Annotated in this window: 16 protein-coding genes; 10 read left to right on the top strand and 6 right to left on the bottom strand. The window is 66.5% G+C overall.

The window, feature by feature from the left end; translation table 11 throughout:
• Positions 1–313: 313 nt before the first annotated feature.
• Complete coding sequence (locus GTW51_RS14100; RefSeq protein WP_163044615.1) at positions 314–1,054, bottom strand: SDR family NAD(P)-dependent oxidoreductase; 741 nt, start codon at positions 1,052–1,054, stop codon at positions 314–316.
• Positions 1,055–1,131: 77 nt separating this feature from the next.
• On the opposite strand from GTW51_RS14100, the gene GTW51_RS14095 reads away from it, so the two are divergent.
• Positions 1,132–1,794, top strand: a complete 663-nt coding sequence (locus GTW51_RS14095; protein WP_163044639.1) for a TetR/AcrR family transcriptional regulator — start codon at positions 1,132–1,134, stop codon at positions 1,792–1,794.
• Positions 1,795–2,091: 297 nt separating this feature from the next.
• On the opposite strand, the gene GTW51_RS14090 is transcribed toward GTW51_RS14095, so the two are convergent.
• Positions 2,092–3,063, bottom strand: coding sequence for an alpha/beta fold hydrolase (locus GTW51_RS14090; RefSeq protein ID WP_163044613.1), 972 nt, complete (start codon positions 3,061–3,063; stop codon positions 2,092–2,094).
• Between the two features lie 77 nt (positions 3,064–3,140).
• Here GTW51_RS14090 and GTW51_RS14085 point away from each other — a divergent pair, with 77 nt between their 5' ends.
• Positions 3,141–3,740 carry a TetR/AcrR family transcriptional regulator gene (locus GTW51_RS14085; protein WP_163044611.1) on the top strand — a complete coding sequence of 200 codons (600 nt, stop codon included), beginning with the start codon at positions 3,141–3,143 and terminating at the stop codon, positions 3,738–3,740.
• A 185-nt stretch (positions 3,741–3,925) separates the two neighbouring features.
• Here GTW51_RS14085 and GTW51_RS14080 read toward each other — a convergent pair whose 3' ends face one another.
• Positions 3,926–4,852, bottom strand: coding sequence for a diguanylate cyclase (locus GTW51_RS14080; RefSeq protein WP_163044609.1), 927 nt, complete (start codon positions 4,850–4,852; stop codon positions 3,926–3,928).
• Between the two features lie 265 nt (positions 4,853–5,117).
• Here GTW51_RS14080 and GTW51_RS14075 point away from each other — a divergent pair, with 265 nt between their 5' ends.
• Complete coding sequence (locus GTW51_RS14075) at positions 5,118–5,540, top strand: bleomycin resistance protein (RefSeq protein WP_163044607.1); 423 nt, start codon at positions 5,118–5,120, stop codon at positions 5,538–5,540.
• 60 nt (positions 5,541–5,600) lie between these two features.
• Here GTW51_RS14075 and GTW51_RS24510 read toward each other — a convergent pair whose 3' ends face one another.
• The 3 genes from GTW51_RS24510 to GTW51_RS14060 all read right to left on the bottom strand — a co-directional run bounded on the left by GTW51_RS24510 (position 5,601) and on the right by GTW51_RS14060 (position 10,013).
• Complete coding sequence (locus GTW51_RS24510; RefSeq protein ID WP_163044606.1) at positions 5,601–7,601, bottom strand: diguanylate cyclase; 2,001 nt, start codon at positions 7,599–7,601, stop codon at positions 5,601–5,603.
• A 317-nt stretch (positions 7,602–7,918) separates the two neighbouring features.
• Positions 7,919–8,305: a lysozyme inhibitor LprI family protein gene (locus GTW51_RS14065; protein ID WP_163044605.1), complete on the bottom strand. Its 387-nt coding sequence runs from the start codon at positions 8,303–8,305 to the stop codon at positions 7,919–7,921.
• 43 nt (positions 8,306–8,348) lie between these two features.
• Positions 8,349–10,013: an electron transfer flavoprotein-ubiquinone oxidoreductase gene (locus tag GTW51_RS14060; RefSeq protein ID WP_163044637.1), complete on the bottom strand. Its 1,665-nt coding sequence runs from the start codon at positions 10,011–10,013 to the stop codon at positions 8,349–8,351.
• 207 nt (positions 10,014–10,220) lie between these two features.
• On the opposite strand from GTW51_RS14060, the gene GTW51_RS14055 reads away from it, so the two are divergent.
• The 7 genes from GTW51_RS14055 to GTW51_RS14025 all read left to right on the top strand — a co-directional run bounded on the left by GTW51_RS14055 (position 10,221) and on the right by GTW51_RS14025 (position 17,464).
• Positions 10,221–10,550 carry an SMR family transporter gene (locus tag GTW51_RS14055; protein WP_163044604.1) on the top strand — a complete coding sequence of 110 codons (330 nt, stop codon included), beginning with the start codon at positions 10,221–10,223 and terminating at the stop codon, positions 10,548–10,550.
• A gap of 55 nt (positions 10,551–10,605) precedes the next feature.
• Positions 10,606–11,499 (top strand): uracil-DNA glycosylase, encoded by an 894-nt coding sequence (locus GTW51_RS14050; RefSeq protein ID WP_163044603.1) that lies wholly within the window; start codon positions 10,606–10,608, stop codon positions 11,497–11,499.
• A 168-nt stretch (positions 11,500–11,667) separates the two neighbouring features.
• Complete coding sequence (locus tag GTW51_RS14045) at positions 11,668–12,939, top strand: MFS transporter (RefSeq protein ID WP_163044602.1); 1,272 nt, start codon at positions 11,668–11,670, stop codon at positions 12,937–12,939.
• 155 nt (positions 12,940–13,094) lie between these two features.
• Positions 13,095–14,021 (top strand): substrate-binding domain-containing protein, encoded by a 927-nt coding sequence (locus GTW51_RS14040; protein WP_246233107.1) that lies wholly within the window; start codon positions 13,095–13,097, stop codon positions 14,019–14,021.
• A complete protein-coding gene (locus GTW51_RS14035; RefSeq protein ID WP_163044601.1) occupies positions 14,021–15,472 on the top strand; it encodes a sensor histidine kinase in 1,452 nt (483 codons plus the stop codon). Before GTW51_RS14040 ends, GTW51_RS14035 begins: the two co-directional genes overlap by 1 nt.
• Complete coding sequence (locus GTW51_RS14030; RefSeq protein WP_163044600.1) at positions 15,462–16,772, top strand: sigma-54-dependent transcriptional regulator; 1,311 nt, start codon at positions 15,462–15,464, stop codon at positions 16,770–16,772. Before GTW51_RS14035 ends, GTW51_RS14030 begins: the two co-directional genes overlap by 11 nt.
• 164 nt (positions 16,773–16,936) lie before the next feature.
• A complete protein-coding gene (locus GTW51_RS14025) occupies positions 16,937–17,464 on the top strand; it encodes an arsenate reductase (azurin) small subunit (protein ID WP_163044598.1) in 528 nt (175 codons plus the stop codon).
• Positions 17,465–17,472 lie beyond the last annotated feature (8 nt).

The following is a 17,472-nucleotide window of genomic DNA, read 5'->3' as shown; positions in this document are numbered from 1 at the left end:
ACTACGACGACATCGTCGCCCACTGCTGTGACGCTTGGAACAAGCTCGTCGATCAGCCCTGGAAAATCATCTCAATCGGAATGCGGGACTGGGCGCATGAGTTCTGATCAGCGCACGTTGGTATCAGACACTCGCCGGGCTGATGGTCGATCCTCGGAAGCGGCCGTTCGAGGCGGGTCGGCATCCGCTCTACGGCTGCGCCGCCCGTCGATGCCATGGTCACGACCGGATGGATCGCGAACGATCGGGAACTGACCTTCTCCGGGTGACCAGCCCCTGTGCCGACAGGTGGGACGGCACAGGGGCGTGCGGCTTAGGTGTTCAGGCCGCCGTCGACATTCAGGATCGCACCGGTGATATGCTTGGCTGCCGGACTCGCCAGGAACGCGACTGCCGCAGCGACGTCCTCCGGATCGCCATAGCGGCCGAGCGGCATCAGCGAACGCTGCCAGTCGGAGAACTGGCCGTCGGCCGGGTTCATGTCGGTGTTGGTCGAGCCCGGCTGGACGAGGTTCACGGTGACGTCACGTGGGCCCAGTTCCCGCGCTAAGCCGCGCGTGAAAGACTGAAGCGCCGACTTCGTCATGTAGTACACGGTTCCCGGATCGCCGACGATGCGCTCGGCGCCCGCCGAGCCGATCGAGACGATGCGCCCGCCCGCTTTCAGATGAGGGATAGCGGCCTGTGCGGCGAGGATAGGGGAGCGCACGTTCACACGGAGCAGCGCGTCGATTTCGTCCACGCCGAACTCGGCAATCGTGTTGTAGAGCGCGATCCCCGCGTTGTTGACGAGGATGTCGAGACCGCCCAGCGCGGCAACCGTCTCCTCCACCGACCGCTTGATGGAAGCTGGATCGCCGCTATCGGCCTGAATGGCCAGCGCCTTGCGGCCCTTCCCCTCGATCGTCCGGGCGACCTCGGCCGCCCGGTCCGCCGAACCGGAATAGGTGATCGCGACATCGGCGCCCTTCTCGGCCAACGCCACAGCGATTGCCGCGCCTATTCCACGCGAGGCGCCCGTCACCAAAGCGCGCTTGCCTACCAAGTCCTGCATGATCATCCCTTTCTGTGTTGATCGATACAAAAATAGGGCCCTTGTTGGCGGCGGTCAATCCAGTTATGTGTCGATCGATGCAAAATGATGGAAGTCGCATTACGAAGCTCTGTGAAACCAGACCCCGCGTTCGCGGGCGCCCCCGTGCGTTCGACCGCGAGACGGCGCTCGGCGCAGCAATGCGCCTGTTCTGGCAGAAGGGTTTCGAGGCGACTTCGATGGCCGAGTTGACGGAAGCGATGGGGATCGGGTCGCCGAGCCTTTATGCTGCCTTCGGTTCCAAGGAGGCGCTCTACGCCGAGGCGGTACGACACTACGTCGACAGCTACGAGCACCACGCCTGGACCTGCTTCCACTCAGCGAGAACGGCTCGAGAGGCCGTCGAGGCCTATCTTCTGGCATTGGCGGATGCGCTGACGGGATCGCTCTACGACAGTCCCCGGGGCTGCATGGTCACCTTGTCCTCCGTCGGGTGCGAGGGACATGCCGAGCTCGGCGCCTTGGTTCGTTCGGAGCGGAGCGTCTCGCTCGAGCGCATCAAGACACGCCTGGTCGAGGCGATAGAAAGCGGTGAGATCCCGGCATCGATCGACATCCATGCGCTCGGGCGCTTCGTGCAGACTGTTCAGAGCGGCATGTCCATCCTCGCGCGGGACGGCGCCAGCAGCCGGGAGCTGCGGTCGGTGGCCGAGACTGCTATGCTCGGATGGGACGCGCGAACAGTTCCGATCAGTCCTTGAACCGAAGCCCGGCATTGTCGGGAGGTATCGGGCCTGTCCGCTTTTGAAGATCCCGTCTCAGTAACAGAAGCCGGCGAGCCACCCTCGTCAGAAATGATTTCCGGCGGCGCTTCGGGCCGACAGCGGACCGGCAGCTTCTGGAGCTCCTTTGCGGATACCTGGCGTTCTGCTCACGACCCATCCACGACGTCGGCGACCGCCGCTACGCTACTCTAAAGCGGAAATTGCTATTAGATGCCGCGTGCAGTGCCGCAGTGTCATCCAATGCCGTTATGGAACATAGAACGTTGTATACAACTAGTCTTTGTTGGCGTCACGCACGAACGTGGCCAGTTCCTCCCCGAAGCGAACCGGCTCTTCGTAAAACGGGCTATGACCGCTCTCCTGATAAACTGAAAGCCGACTGTTCGGATGGATGGCCTGGATACGCTCCGACATGGCAATCCGAACCAGGCGGTCATGAACGCCATGCGTCAAAAGGATCGGGCCCGCATATGCTTTGAAGGCGGGTTCCAAGTCAGTTGTGTTGGATTGAAGGAACCCTTCGTTGGCCGCCCGTGCCGTCATGCCGTTGACGACAAGCATCCGCTGCATTTCGAGCTCCGTAGGAGGCTGATGGAAGCAGGCAGCGAGGAAGTCAACCGTCGCAGCCGTCCGCGTGGCGAGATCATGCGAAGTGCCCGTAACTGCAAAGGCCCCTGTCTCTTTGGTAAAAAGGTCCGGCGACAACTTGGTGACCGCATCCACTAGATTGACACCCGCAATCGCCTCGCCGCCATATTTGCGCAGGTAGGCGCCAGCCACGTAGCCACCGAGTGACCAGCCTACGAGTACGGGCCGTTGGAGTTTCGTCGCGCTGATCACGGCGGCAACGTCGTCCGCCCACTTGTCCGCTTCCGAATAGGCTTCAGGCATCTCGGGCTTATCTGAATCGCCGTGTCCGCGAAGATCGAAGCTCACGATCCGGAAACCACTGAGCGCCGGATCGGCGAGTTGCTTCTCCCAGCTCAGCCGGCTTTGCCGTAGTCCGTGGATGAGCAGAATCTCGGGCGCTTCTGGATTGCCCTGTACTTCCCCGACGAGGTTGGTGCCATCCTTTGAGCGAACGGCAAACGTCTCCCGGCCAACTGCATTTTTCGTTATTGAGAAGATGGCAGCAGTCGGGGAAGCGGGCGTAGCCTGGGCGTGCGGTGCGATGGCAGCCGTCCCGATCGCCAAAGCGACGAGGCCTGCGACGCCTGACAGGAACGCGCGTCGTGGGTTGGTCATTTGTTGTCTCCGAGTTGTTTACTGATCGCTAACTAACGCCATTGACACGGCCTGTCAAACTTTGTTTAGTGATCGGTATGCAACCTGAGAAGAAATCACGCGGCGGTCGACCTTGGAGTTTCGACCGAGACCAGGCTGTCGAGACGGCGATGCGCCTGTTCTGGCGAAGCGGCTATGAGGGCGTCTCGATCGGCGACCTCACGAAGGCGATCGGAATCGCCCCCCCGAGCCTCTACTCCGCTTTCGGGAGTAAGGAAGGGCTCTATAGGGAGGCGATCGATCGATACGAGGAGAGATACGGTTCCATTGAACTCGACTTTGGTGAAAACCCATCGTTGGCGGACGCCATGCGGACGCTGCTGGAGGGTGCCGTCCGGTCCGTGACACATCCCGACCGCGAGGGCGGGTGCATGGTCTCCAGCGGCATGATTGCATGTCATCCGGATCACGCCCCCCTGGCTCATGACGCTGCCGCACGGCGCGATGCCTTGCGAGGCAGGATCGGGACAGCGCTGCACCCCTTCTTGGACGAAGACACAGCGCAACGACTTGCCCGGCATCTGTCAGCCATCATGCAGGGCATTTCGATCCAAGCGCGGGATGGAGCCACACCGACTGAGTTGCAGGGGATTGTCGACGACGTCGTTGATGGCGTCGCTGCGCGTTTTCCCGCCTGATAACCAACAGCCCAGGGTCAGCGCGACGTACAATGTCTGCTTGTCCACAGTTGCTGCTCCGGAGCTGCCTGTCTGCATTCCACCCCAATCGGGAATAGTTTCGGTTACTCACATAAATTAACTGCGACGCTGGGACCGGGGGTGGCGCAGAGTATTGCCGAACGTGAGCCTTCGCACAACGCGTGCTACGCGGCCGCGGCGACGACCGTATCCCGACCGTTGGCCTTGGCTTGGTAAAGTGCCACATCCGCCGACTGGATTAACCCGGCGAGATCCCGCAGTTCCGCTCCCGCCCCTGCCGTCAACGTCGCAACGCCCGCGCTGATCGTCACGACACCGTGGCTGCTGCCGGAATGCGGAATCGCCAGTTCCCGGACTGCCTGACGCACGGCCTCTGCCCGCTCGAAGGCTCCGGCCGCGCTCGTGGCGGGCATCACCGCCGCAAGCTCCTCTCCGCCATAGCGCGCCGTAAAGTCCCCCGGACGCCGCAGGTTTCCCTCAAGCGCCCCGCCGATCCGGCGAAGGCATTCGTCTCCGGCTGGGTGCCCGTACGTGTCGTTGAAGGACTTGAAGCTGTCCACATCGATCAGGAGAAAGCTGAGGTCGGTCTTGGCGCGGACCGCCCTAGGGAACTCGGAGTCCAACTGCTCGTCGAGGGCGCGCCGATGGCTCGCCACCTCGGAGGCGCGCAAGCCCGCGCCGTAAGCGACCGAGAGCGCTGCCAGATGCTTCAGGCAGACGGTGGCGCCGAGCAGGCGGCGCACCTCGTCGGGGCTGAGAACATTGGGTAGGCTGCGGGGGTAGCGCAGGCGCACCAACTTGCGGGCGAGATCGGGTCGGTCGATCGTCTGGATAAAGAAGAAGCGTAGCGCCGAGACGATGGCGTTCATCGTCGGCACGCCGAGACCGGTCTCTTGGAGCGCAATATGGAAGCGGCGCAAATCCTCGGCGCTGGCCGTGTCGGGCGAGCGCCCGAGAAACGAGGCGAGGCGCCCGACGTCACGCAGATAGTTGCGCTGCGTCTCCATCGAGAAGCGGCGCATCGACATGTCGGCGATCAGGCGCTGGCGCAGCGGGCTGGCCGACGCTGCGGGAACAGGCAGGGTGTTCATGGGAAGGCTCCGTTCGAGTGAAGGAGCCAGGATCGTCCGCCCGCATCGGGCAACGCTCAATCAGCGCAAGGCGCTCATGTCAGTCCGCCAACGACGAAGCCGCCGCCCATCCCGCGGAAGCGGGTTCGTTCTTCCACCCAAAGCGGCCAATGCCGGACGCGACGAGCGCGCCTCATCCTTATCAGCACGATACCCGTTCGAACGTACTCGAATACCATCGTCTCACTCGGTGACGAAGGTGCCACACACTAGGGTCTCTAACCCCATGACCAACGCGCTCGTCCCGGAATTCGCCGTCACCGACTATCGCCGGTCGAGGAACTTCTACTGCGCTGTCCTCGGCTTCTCATGCGCTTACGAGCGCCCGGAGGAAGGATTCGGCTATCTCAAGCTGGGTTCGGCCGAGTTGATGATCGACCAGATCGGTCTGGGACGGACCTTCGGGGGAACGAGCCTCCCCGACACTTATCCCTTCGGAAAGGGGCTCAACGTCCAGATCCGCGTTCCCTCTTTGCGGCCTCTGCTTGAGTCGCTGAAGCGCAACCGGATCGCGCTTTACCTTCCCCTCGAGGAGAAATGGTACCTTGTCGGACCGATCGAGAAAGGCCATCAGCAGTTCGTGGTGGCCGATCCGGACGGTTACCTGCTCCGGTTCCATGAGGATTTGGGCTCGAGACCGGCGCGATGATGGCTTTTCGGTCGTGGGCAGCCGCTGTCGGTGCATTGTCCCCGGCCGCGCCGGTTCCCTCTAAGCCTGTCCGCGAGGCTCGGCCCGCATCGTGTCCCGACCGGCCGCCTTGGCCTCGTAGAGTTGGCGGTCCGCTCCCTCCACCATTGCCGCGGCGTCGACATAGCCCGAGCCGGCGGAGAGCGTCGCCACCCCGAGGCTCGCCGTGACGATGCCGAACTCGGATCCGGCGTGTTCACGGCCCAGCGAACGGATCGCGGAGCGGATGGCCCAGGCCCTGTCGGCCGCGCCCTCCGGAGGTGTTCCGGGAAGGATCGCGGCTAACTCCTCACCGCCGTAACGAGCGCCCACGTCGCCGGGCCGGTTGAGGCTCTGCCGGAAAACCGTGGCGACGAGACGCAGGCACGCGTCGCCTGCGGGATGGCCGTAGGTATCGTTGAAATTCTTGAAGCGGTCGATGTCGAGGATGATCAGGCTGAGATCGGTCTTGTCGCGGACAGCGCGCTTGAACTCGGCTTCGAACCGCTCGTCGAAGGCGCGACGGTTGGTCAGGCCCGTGAGAGCGTCCTCGAACGCGAGAACCCCGAGGCGACGGTTGGCCTCCTTGAGTTCCTCCTCGATCGTCACCCGCCGGGTGATATCGCGCACGACGAGCACCGCTCCGCCGCCCGCCAGCGGCCGTGCCGTCACTTCCACCCATTCCGCGACGGCATCCGGATGGCCGACGCGGAAGCGCACGTCGGAAACCCGATCGCCGCCCTGGAGCGTGGCGATCATCTCGACCACGACGCTGCGATCCTCGGGAACGCTGATCGCGGCTGGATCGGAGCCGAGCATGTCGAGAGGGTCGGTGCCCAGCACTTCGCGCGCTGCCGGTGACACGAAGGTGCACGTCCCCTCAGCGTCGAGCCGCACCACCACGTCGGCGGTGTTCTCGGCGAGCAGCCTGTAGATCGCGTCCCGTGCGGCGGCAGCTTGCTCCGCCGCCCGCACCGCCTGCAATCGCTCCGTCATCCGGTTGAGCTTGGTGCCCAGACGGCGGAACTCGGGGGCCTGCCAACGAGCGATCTCGACCCTCGTCTCGAGATCGCCGATGCCGATCCTTTCCGCCACCCTGGTCAGTCGGATGATCGGTCTGACATGGGTCCTCGTCCCGAGCCACCATGTCGTCAGGCAGGCGAGAAGGCAGACGAGGAGTGCCGTCGCCGCTGCCTTCATCGAACGGGCATATACCGGCGCGAGCGCGTCCGATTTCGAGACGCCGACCGACACGAAGAACCCCGTCGCCTCCGTTCCCGGCACCGCAGCGAAACCGAAGATCCTCTCGACACCGTCGAGGCCGACCGCATCCGTGATCCCGGATCGGGGACCCTCGACGGCGGCAAGCGCCAGCGCGTCGCCGGGAACGGCATCCGTCAGGCGTATGCCGCCTGCTTCGTCGACCGTGACAAAGCGCCCGCTTCGGCTGTCCAGCATCGATACGGTCGCACCGGCGGCCAGCTTGGTGTGATCGCTTATCGAGACGAGTTTCGCCAGATCGTAGCCGACGAAGGCAAATCCGATGCTTGGTGGGCTCCCGATCGCCATGCTCAGGATCGGCCGGTCCGTGACCATGCCCAACGTGAAATCACCGACGGCAAAACCATCGCCGCCGGCCTCTGCCACGCGCTCGAAGAGCCCGGTGTCCTCGAGCAACCCCGCCGCGCCCGCCGGACGGTCGCAGACCGACGTCCCTGCCTGGTCGACGATGCCGATGCTGTTGAACTGGGGGTTGGCATCCAGCAGACGCTCCAGCGCGGCGCCGCATCCGGGGCCGCCGGCGAGAATCGCAGGCAAGGAATATCGGAGCGTGTCGAGGAACACGCGGCTTTCCAGGAACGCTCTCGACTGGTGGCTGGCGGCTAGCTCGGCCGCAACCCGAACCTCCGCCCGAACGGCGGCGATGGTCTCGTGAAAGTCCGACCGGATTTCAACAGCGACCAAGACGACGAACGGGGTCACCGCCGCGAGGATCACGGCCAGCAGGCGGGGCCGGATGCCGACACGCTGTAACCGCGACACGAAAAGTCCCGGGGCCTGCCTCGTGGGTGCGACTGCCGGGAGTGCTGGCTGGGCATCTTCCGCTGGGATCGGTTCACGAAGCTCGAGCAATCTGGACGTTCCTTCGGACTCCGACGCACCGACGCCGATGGCCCGCTATAGGGGAAAAGCTCGCGCTTGATTGGACTTTCTCGCCGTACCCCGCCGCTCCATGGCAAGCTGGCTGGCAGGGCGGCGCAGAGCGCCTCGTCGTGCTGGTCTGTCCTCGGAGCGAAGCGCAGGCCGATCCGCCTGCCTATATCGCGGGCCGAAAACGTCCCTCTGCCGCCGGTCTTCCCCTAGATCGGCGCCACCGACTCCCTGATCTCCCCCAGCGCTTCCGTCCGCTGGGCGATGACGAAGGCCCGGCAGGACGGATAGGACAGATACCGGCCGACCTGGCCGTATTCGACCGCGTCCAGGTAGAACAGGCAGGTCTTGTCGCGATAGGCGAGCCAGGCGCGCTGCTCTTCGCGCAGCATCTCCTCGCTGGCCTCGGGGAGTTCATCGAGCAGCGCCTGCCACATCTCGTTCAGGCGCGCATCCTCGCGGTCGATCCATTCAGCGCCACAGGCGCCCATGTCCTGCATGCTGGCGTCGGCGTCGTTCAGACACGCGTCGTATTCGTCGTCGGCGCGCGCCGGCAGAGCGGCGAGCAGCAGGACGAGGATCAGCAGCAGTCGCATGGTGGTCTCCCCTTCACGTTCCTGAGGCAGCGCAACAGCCCGTTCACATCACCTGATACACCGGGCCCTCGCCGCCCTGCGGCGGCACCCAGTTGATGTTCTGGTTCGGGTCCTTGATGTCGCAGGTCTTGCAGTGGACGCAGTTCTGGCCGTTGATCACATAGGTCTCCTTGCCGTCCTCCCCGACGACCCATTCGTAGACGCCGGCCGGGCAGTAGCGCTGCGACGGGCCGGCATAGACGGCGTATTCCGAGGAATGCTGCAGCGCCGGGTCCTTCACCTGGAGATGGACCGGCTGGTCCTCCTCGTGATTGGTGTTGGAGAGATAGACCGAGGAGACCTTGTCGAAGGTCAGCACCCCGTCGGGCTTGGCATAGGTGATCGGCGTATGCTTCGCCGCCGGCTCGAGGCAGGCGTAGTCGGGCTTGCCGTGCTTGCGGGTGCCGAAGAACGAGAAGCCGAACAGCGAGTTCGTCCACATGTCGATCCCGCCCAGCGCGATGCCGAGCAGCGTGCCGTATTTCGACCAGAGCGGCTTGACGTTGCGGACCGGCTTGAGGTCGCGGCCGATGGCCGAGCCGCGCCAGGCATCGTCATAGGCGGCGAGCCGGTCGTGCGCGCGGCCGGCGGCGATGGCCTCGGCGGCCGCTTCCGCCGCCAGCATGCCTGATGTCATGGCGTTGTGTGCGCCCTTGATGCGCGGCACGTTGACGAAGCCGGCCGAGCAGCCGATCAGCGCCCCGCCGGGGAACACCAGTTTCGGCACCGATTGCCAGCCGCCCTCGGTGATCGCCCGCGCCCCATAGGCGATGCGCTTGCCGCCGGCGAGCAGCTCGGCGACGTCGGGATGCGTCTTGAAGCGCTGGAATTCCTCGAAGGGCGACAGATACGGGTTCTTGTAGTTGAGGTGGACGACGAAGCCGACATACACCTGGTTGTCTTCCAGGTGATACAGGAACGAGCCGCCGCCGGTGCCGCCGCCCAACGGCCAGCCGAAGGAGTGCTCGACACGGCCGGGCTTGGATTTCTCCGGCGCGATCTCCCAGAGTTCCTTGATGCCGAGGCCGAATTTCTGCGGCTCGCGGCCCTCGTCGAGGCCATAGGAGCGGATCAGCTGCTTGGCGAGCGAGCCGCGCACGCCCTCGCCGATCATCACGTATTTGCCGAGCAGCGCCATGCCGCGAGCGAAGGCGGCGCCCGGCTCGCCCTCGCGGGTGATGCCCATGTCGCCGGTGGCGACGCCGATCACGGCGTTGGCGTCGTCATAGAGGATCTCGGTCGCGGCAAAGCCCGGATAGATCTCGACGCCCAGCGCCTCGGCCTTCTCGGCCATCCATTTGCAGACGAGGCCGAGCGAGACGATGTAGTTGCCGTGATTGCCCATCAGCCGGGGCATCAGTGCGTTCGGCAGGCGGATCGAGCCCTTTTCGCCGTAGAGATAGAACCGGTCGTCGGTGACCTTCGTCCTGATCGGCGTCTCCTCGTCGCGCCACTCCGGCAAGAGGATGTCGAGCGCCGACGGATCGAGCACGTTGCCGGAGAGGATGTGCGCCCCGACCTCGCCGCCCTTCTCGAGCACCACAACCGTCAGCTCCGGATCGAGCTGCTTCAGGCGGATCGCCGCGGCGAGCCCGGCGGGGCCCGCGCCGACGATCACCACGTCGAACTCCATCGATTCGCGTTCCGGCAGCGTCTCGGCGTGGCTCATCTCGTCTCCCATTCTCGCATCCCCGGCCGGATCGCGCCGCCCTGGCCAGAAGCCGACAGACTAGCGCGATCCGATGTCTGGACGAGTTCTAACTTGATTGACGTGGGCGTCAATCGCACCGAATGCCTGCTGCTGTAACAGGTGAGCCGCTTGACCCGGCAAAGCGCGCCGGGAGAAGAGAGGCTTTCCGCCACCGCGAGGCTCCCCGTGAACGCTCTCTTCCTGGCCGTCGCCATTCTGTGCGAGATCGTCGGCACGACGGCGCTGAAATCAACCCACGGCTTCACGCGACTGCTGCCGTCGCTGGTCACGGTCGCGGCCTATGCGCTGGCGTTCTATTTCCTGTCGCTGCCGCTGCGCACGCTGCCCGTCGGCATCGTCTACGCGATCTGGTCGGGCGCCGGCATCGTCATCCTGGCGCTGGTCGACCTGTTCTGGTTCCGCACCTCGATCGATGCGGCGGGCTTCCTCGGCCTCGCGCTGATCCTCGCCGGCGTGCTGGTGATCAATCTGTTCTCGCAGACCGTGAGCCATTGAACGATCCCGCCCCGAACACGTCGCCTGCCGCGCCGAAATCGGCTAGGACGGATCCATGAACGCCGCACAGCCAGACATCGGCCGCGACGCCGCGATCGCGATGCTCGAATGGTATCGCGACGCCGGCATCGACTGCTTCGTCGGCGAGGCGCCGCGCGATCGGTTTGCCGAGACGCGGGCCGAAATCGCCGCGCGCGACGGGCGGCGGGCCGTGTCGTCGACGCCAGCCGTGCCGGCACCGGCGCAGCCGGCTCATGCGCCCGCCCCCACTTTGCCTGCCGAGCCCGCCGGCACCTTCGCCACCAGCCGCGCCGCCGTCCCGGACGACGTCGCGATTGCAGACGCCCGCGAGCGCGCCCGCTCGGCCGCGACGCTTGCCGAGCTGCAGGCGGCGCTCGACGCGTTCGAAAGCTGCAATCTCCGGATCACCGCCAAGTCCACCGTCTTCGGCGACGGCGCCGAGAGCGCCGAAATCATGTTCGTCGGCGAGGCGCCGGGCCGCGAGGAGGATATCGCGGGCGTGCCCTTCGTCGGCCGCTCCGGCCAGCTGCTCGACCGCATGCTGGCCGCCATCGGGCTCGAGCGGCAGAACGTCCGGGTGACCAACACCGTCCCCTGGCGCCCGCCTGGCAACCGGCCGCCGACGCCGGCGGAGACGCAGATCTGCCTGCCCTTCGTGCAGCGCCATATCGAGCTCGTGCGCCCGAAGATCCTCGTCTGCCTCGGCTCGCCTGCCGCCAAGGCGATCCTCGCCTCCGACGAAGGCATATTGCGGATCCGCGGGCGCTGGACGACCTACAGCTTCGGCCTCGGCGAGGCGGACACGATCGCCGCGACGGCGATGCTGCACCCGGCCTATCTGCTCCGCCAGCCGGCGCAGAAGAAGCTCGCCTGGCGCGATCTCCTCGCGCTAAAGGCCCGCCTGACGGAAAATTCGCCGCCGGACTGAGTTCCGTCCGATCCTCGTCATGATCGGCAGGCACAAGAGCCTCGCCAAAGCCGCCGTTAATCCCTAGAGCGGGCGAACGGCATTGCATTCCTGCCCGGCCGTCGAAGCCGGGCCCGTCGCAGACAGTCGCGCTGCCGCGCCATCCACTCCGTTTCGCCAAGGCCCGACATGCCCCTTCTGCCGATCGCCTCGCTGCTCGTATCCACCTTCTTCCTGATGGCGGGCGCCGGGCTGATGGGCATCCTCCTGCCGGTGCGCGGTTCGATCGAGGGCTGGTCGAGCTACCAGATCGGCGCCTTCGGCACGTCCTACGCCATCGCCTTCACGGCGGGCTGCATGATCATTCCGGCCATCGTGCAGCGCGCCGGCCACGTGCGGACGTTCTCGAGCCTCGCCTCGCTGATGGCGATTTCGGTGCTGCTGTGCGCCATCGTGGTCGATCCCTATGCCTGGATCCTGTTCCGGGCGCTCGCCGGCTTCGCGCTGGCCGGCTGCTACATGATCATCGAGAGCTGGCTGAACGAGCGCGTCACCAACGAGACGCGCGGCCGGATCTTCTCGATATACATGGTGGTGACGATGGGCGCGATGATGGGCGGGCAGTACGTCATGCCGCTCAGCCAGCCCCAGCTCACCGTGCCGTTCATGCTCTGCGCCATCCTGTTCGCGATGGCGGTCATCCCGAACGCCCTGTCCAAGGCGGAATCGCCGAAACCGCTGACGACGATCAAGATCAACCTGATCCCGATCTTCCGCAACTCCCCGGTCGCCGCCGTCGGCGTGCTGCTGGCGGGCGTCCTGTCGGGGGCGTGGAACAACATGGCGCCGGTCTTCGGCGAAAAGGCCGGACTGTCGACGACGGAGATCGCGACGCTGGTCGTCGCCGCCATGGCCGGCGGCATCGTCTTCCAGGTGCCGCTCGGGCGGATTTCCGACAAGGTCGACCGGCGCTACGTGATGACTGCGGCGGGCCTCATCGGCGTCGCCGCCGGCACCGCCGGCGTCTACCTCTCCGGCAGCAGCCCCGCGGTGCTCTTCGTCCTCGCCTTCCTGATCGGCGGCGTCGTCTATCCGGCCTATTCGCTCTCCGTCGCGCATGCCAACGACTACGCGGCCGATTCCGACTTCGTGAAGATCGCCAGCGGCATGCTGATCCTCTACGGCGTCGGCACGATGATCGGCCCGATCTACGCGGCGTTCCTGATGGAGACATACGGCCCGCGCGGCATCTTCCAGTCGATCGGCAGCGCCGCGGCGTTCTATGCCGCCTATTCCTTCTACCGGACCTACCGGCGCGAGGCGATGCCGATCGACGAGCGCCCGGACTTCCAGACCGTGCCCTTGGCGCGGACCCAGACCCCCGCCAGCTTCGCCCTCGACCCGCGGGCTGAGCTGGCGGATACGGCCGAGGAGCCGGCGGTGCCGAGCAAGGCCGCCTGATCGGTTGCAGCTGCCGATAATGGCATCGGCAGCCGCAACCGTCAGTCCGACGACGTGACGACGATCGGCCACCCTTGCCGAAGCCCACCCGGTGCGAATGCGCGCGGCGCACCGCCCATTGACCGCGTCGTCCGATCGGACGATGCTTTTCTGGAATGTTTACAAGCAACACCGGTGAGGCACTGATGCGGCGCGGCGGCCCTGCCACGGATACTTCCGCCGTCGCCCGGCGGACACTGCTCCAGGGGCTGGCGGCGACCGCGCTGGCTTCTGCCTTGCCTCGCCCGGCGATCGCCTCGACACGGACGGGGCTGGCCTTCGGCCTGACGCCGGTCTTTCGCAATTCCGATCTCGATCTTCTCGACAGGCTGCGCGCCTATCTGGAGAAGGCGACGGGTCTGCCGGTCGAACTGGTCAGCCGCCGGACCTACCAGGAGATCACCGCGCTGGTCGTTTCCGGCCAGGTCGATGCCGCCTGGATCTGCGGCTATCCCTTCGTGCAGTACGAAAACGAACTCTCCCTCGTCGCCGTGCCGGTCTGGCGCCAGCAGCCGCGCTACCAGTCCTACCTGATCGTCGACCGGAACCGGCCCGGCAGCGACTGGCGAATGCTTCGCGGCGACGTCCACGCACTGTCGGACCCGGATTCCAACTCAGGATACCTGGTGACGGCGGCGCTGCTGGCGGAAGCCGGCGAGAGCGTCGGGAGTTTCTTCCGCAGCAGCTTCTACACTTACGGGCACCGCAATGTCGTGCGGGCGGTGGCTTCGGGTCTAGCCGGTTCGGGCAGCGTCGACGGCTATGTCTGGGAGGTGATGCAGGAGCTGGAGCCGGAGCTCACCGGGCAGACGCGGGTGCTGCGCGCGTCTGAATGGCTGGGCTTTCCGCCGATCGCCAGCGCCAGGGCCGCCGCGGACAGTGCCGCGACACGGATGCTGCGCGACGCGCTGCTCGCCATGCGGACCGATCCGCTGGGACGCGAGGTGCTCTCCATGCTGCGGCTCGACGGTTTCGCTGCCGCGGAGCCCGATCTCTATGCCGGGATTGCGGGGATGGTCGATCAGCTCCGGCACGCAACCTGATGCCGCGGCGTCTCGCAGCCTCGTGGCCGCTCACCGTCAAGATTCCGACGCTCGTTGCGATGCTGATGGTGGCGGTCAGCGTTCTCGTCTCGCAGCAGGTGCTCAGCCGCCTCCAGGCGACCCAGGAAAAGCACCTTCAGGAGATGGGCAACGCCTATCTCGACGGCCTCTCCTCGTCGCTGATCCCGGCGCTGCTGCGCCACGACGTGTGGGAGGCGTTCGACACGATCGACCGTGCCAGGGGCATGTATCGCGGGCTCGCCCCCGCCGGCACGATCGTGCTCGACGCGCAGGCGACGGTCCTCGCGGCCTCCGATCCGCGCGCCGTGCCGACGGGCATTTCCCTGCCGGCGGACGTGGCCGCCCACTTTCCTCCGGGCGGCGGCTTTCTCGCCGAGGATGACGGGTCCCGCGCCTATCTCAGCCGCGACCTCGTCTTCCAGGATCGCACCCTCGGCAGCGTCTATGCCAGCTTCGACACGGCGCATCTGGCCGCCGAACGCCGCGAGGTGCTGCTGACGCTGATCGCCTCGAATGCGCTCATCACCCTCATCCTCGCCATTCTCGGCTATCTCGTCGTCAAGCGCATGGTCCGGCCGATCCGCATCCTCAGCGACCATCTGCAGAAGAGCGCCATGTCCGACGTGATGCCGGTCCCGGCCGCGCTGCAGACGGCGCGCGGCGAGACCGGGCGGCTGTTCCGGTCCTACGGCCGGCTCGTCGACGCGGTCCGCGAGCGCGAGGAACTCGCGCAGCGCCTCGCCGACGAGCAGCGCCTGGCGAGCCTCGGCCGGCTGGCCTCGGGCATGGCGCACGAGATCAACAATCCGCTCGGCGGGCTGTTCAACAGCCTCGACACGCTGAAGCGCCATGGCGACAAGCCGCTGGTCCGCAAGGCGACGATCGCGCTGCTGGAACGCGGCCTCGGCGGCATCCGCGACGTGGTGAAGACGGCGCTGGTCAGCTACCGGGCGGGCGGGGAATGCCGGCCGCTGCAGCCGGCCGATCTCGACGACCTGCGGCTGCTGATGCGCCCGGAAACCGAGCGCCGCGCGATCACCCTCGGCTGGACGAGCGAGATATCGGCAGGTATCCCGGTCGACGCGACGAAGATCCGGCAGACCTTGTTGAACCTGTTGCTGAATGCCTGCGCCGCCTCGCCGAACGGCTCGGTGGTGCTGTTCTCGGCCCGTCAGGCCGGCGCTCAGCTGGTGGCAACGATCGACGACAGCGGCTCGGGCCTGCCGGCGGAGGCCGCCCGGTTCCTGACATCGCCGGACGAGCCGCGATCCCCCTACGAGCCCCAGGCCGGCCTGGGGCTCTGGCTGGTCCGGCGGCTGGTGGCGGAGATGCGCGGCGAAATGGACGTCGCGACGAGTGCGCTGGGCGGAACGCGGATCGTTCTGCGGGTCCCGCTCCGTGAGGAAGAGGCTCTGTCCGATGTTGCTTGAGCGCCGCCGCATCGCCGTCGTCGAAGACGATCCGATCATGGGCGAGTCGCTCGTCCAGCGCCTGACGCTGGAAGGCGGCACCGTTCAATGGTGGCACGACGGCGCCCGCGCCGCGCGTGAAGTGGCCGCGTTCAAGCCGGACATCGTCATCTGCGACATGCGCCTGCCGCAGATCTCGGGCGAGGACGTGTTCCGGCAGGTGAGCGACAAGACGGCCGCCCCGTTCCTGTTCATCACCGGCTATGGCGACGTCGACCAGGCGGTGCGGCTGATGCGGGCGGGGGCCGGCGACTATCTGACGAAGCCCTTCAAGATGGACGCGTTCCTCAGCCGGCTCGACGGGCTGTTGCGCCCCATCGAGCCGACGGTCAGCGGCATTCTCGGCCTGTCGCCGGGGATGCAGGCGATCGAGACCCTGCTGCGGCGGCTGGCCGACCGGCCGGCCCCGGTGCTCGTCACCGGCGAGACGGGCGTCGGCAAGGAGGTCTGCGCCCGCTTTCTCCATGCCCAGTCCGGCAATGCGGGCGAACCCTTCGTGGCGGTGAACTGCGCGGCGATCCCGGACGATCTGCTGGAGAGCGAGATCTTCGGCCACGAGCGCGGCGCGTTCTCGGGCGCGGCCGGCCAGCATCTCGGCTACGCCGAACGCGCCGCGGCGGGAACGCTGTTCCTCGACGAGATCGGCGAAATGCCGCTGAAGTTGCAGGGCAAGCTGCTGCGGCTGCTGGAGAACCGCGAGATCGACCGCGTCGGCGGCGTGGCGCCGGTGCCGTTCCGTGCCCGCGTCGTCACCGCGACCAACCAGGCGCTGCCGAAGGCGGTCGCCGAGGGCCGTTTCCGCGAGGACCTGCTCTACCGCATCAACGTCGTCTCGATCGAGGTGCCACCGCTGCGCGACAGGCCGCAGGACATTCCCTGGCTGATGCAGCGCCTCTTCGATGCCCTGACGCAGGACGGCACGTCCCTGCGCGGCATCAGCTCGCTGGCCGAGGAGGCGGCGATCGCGCATGCCTGGCCCGGCAATGTACGCGAGCTCCGCAACCGGCTGGAGCGGGCCGTCGCGCTCGCCGACGGCGAGTGGATCGCGCCGGTGGACCTGTTCCCCGAACAGCCGGCCGACGCCGCCGAGCCCGCCGCCTTCGTCGCCTCGCTGGCGACGGCGCGGGACGCGGCCGAGCGCCGCGAGATCCTGCGGGCGCTCGATGCGACAAGCGGCCAGATCGGCGATGCCGCCCGGCTGTTGTCGGTCTCCCGAACGACGCTGTGGGAAAAGATGCGCCGCTTCGGCCTCGGCTCCTAGAGCCGTCGCCCGCGATGTTCGGGTTCGCGAACGGACGGCAGTGCAGCATGTCCGGATATCCGCACATGGACCCGCTCGCCCGATCCTGCCGCGGCGGTTTTTAGGGCGCTTCTAAACTGGCACGCGGCATGCAATGGCCTCCCGGACACCAGAGGGAGGTTTCCATGCAGAGATGCGACAAGAAGGTCGATATCGGCCGCCGCCAGTTCCTGCGCGGCAGCGCCGTTGCCGCGGCGGGCGCCGCCGCGACCGCCGCCTTGCCGGCGCAGGCCCAGACCGCAGCGCCGGCGCAGCTCGCGCGGGTGGCCTATCCGTCGAACCGCCTCGGCAATGTCAGCGAGCTGATTGAGAACGACCCGCTCTACGTCGCCTATCCGGACGACGATGCGCCGGGCGTGCTCCTGAAGCTCGGCAAGGCGGTGCCCGGTGGCGCGGGTCCCGACAGCGACATCGTCGGCTTCACCACGAGCTGCCCGCATCAGGGCTTCCCGCTCTCCTACACGGCCGATTCCCGGACCTTCAACTGCCCCGGCCACTACTCGGTCTTCGACGTCGAGCAGGGCGGCATGCAGGTCTGGGGACATGCGACCCAGAACCTGCCGCAATACGTGCTGCGCGTCGACGACAAGGGCGACATCTACGCCGAGGGCGTCGATGAGCTGCTCTACGGTCGTCTGTCGAACGTTCTCTGAGGGAGGAT

Origin of the sequence: Aurantimonas aggregata (assembly GCF_010500835.1) — a bacterium.
GTDB classification, from domain to species: Bacteria; Pseudomonadota; Alphaproteobacteria; order Rhizobiales; family Rhizobiaceae; genus Aurantimonas; species Aurantimonas aggregata.
Note: the sequence above shows the minus strand (reverse complement) of the source record. Positions and strands in the feature narration are given on the sequence as shown.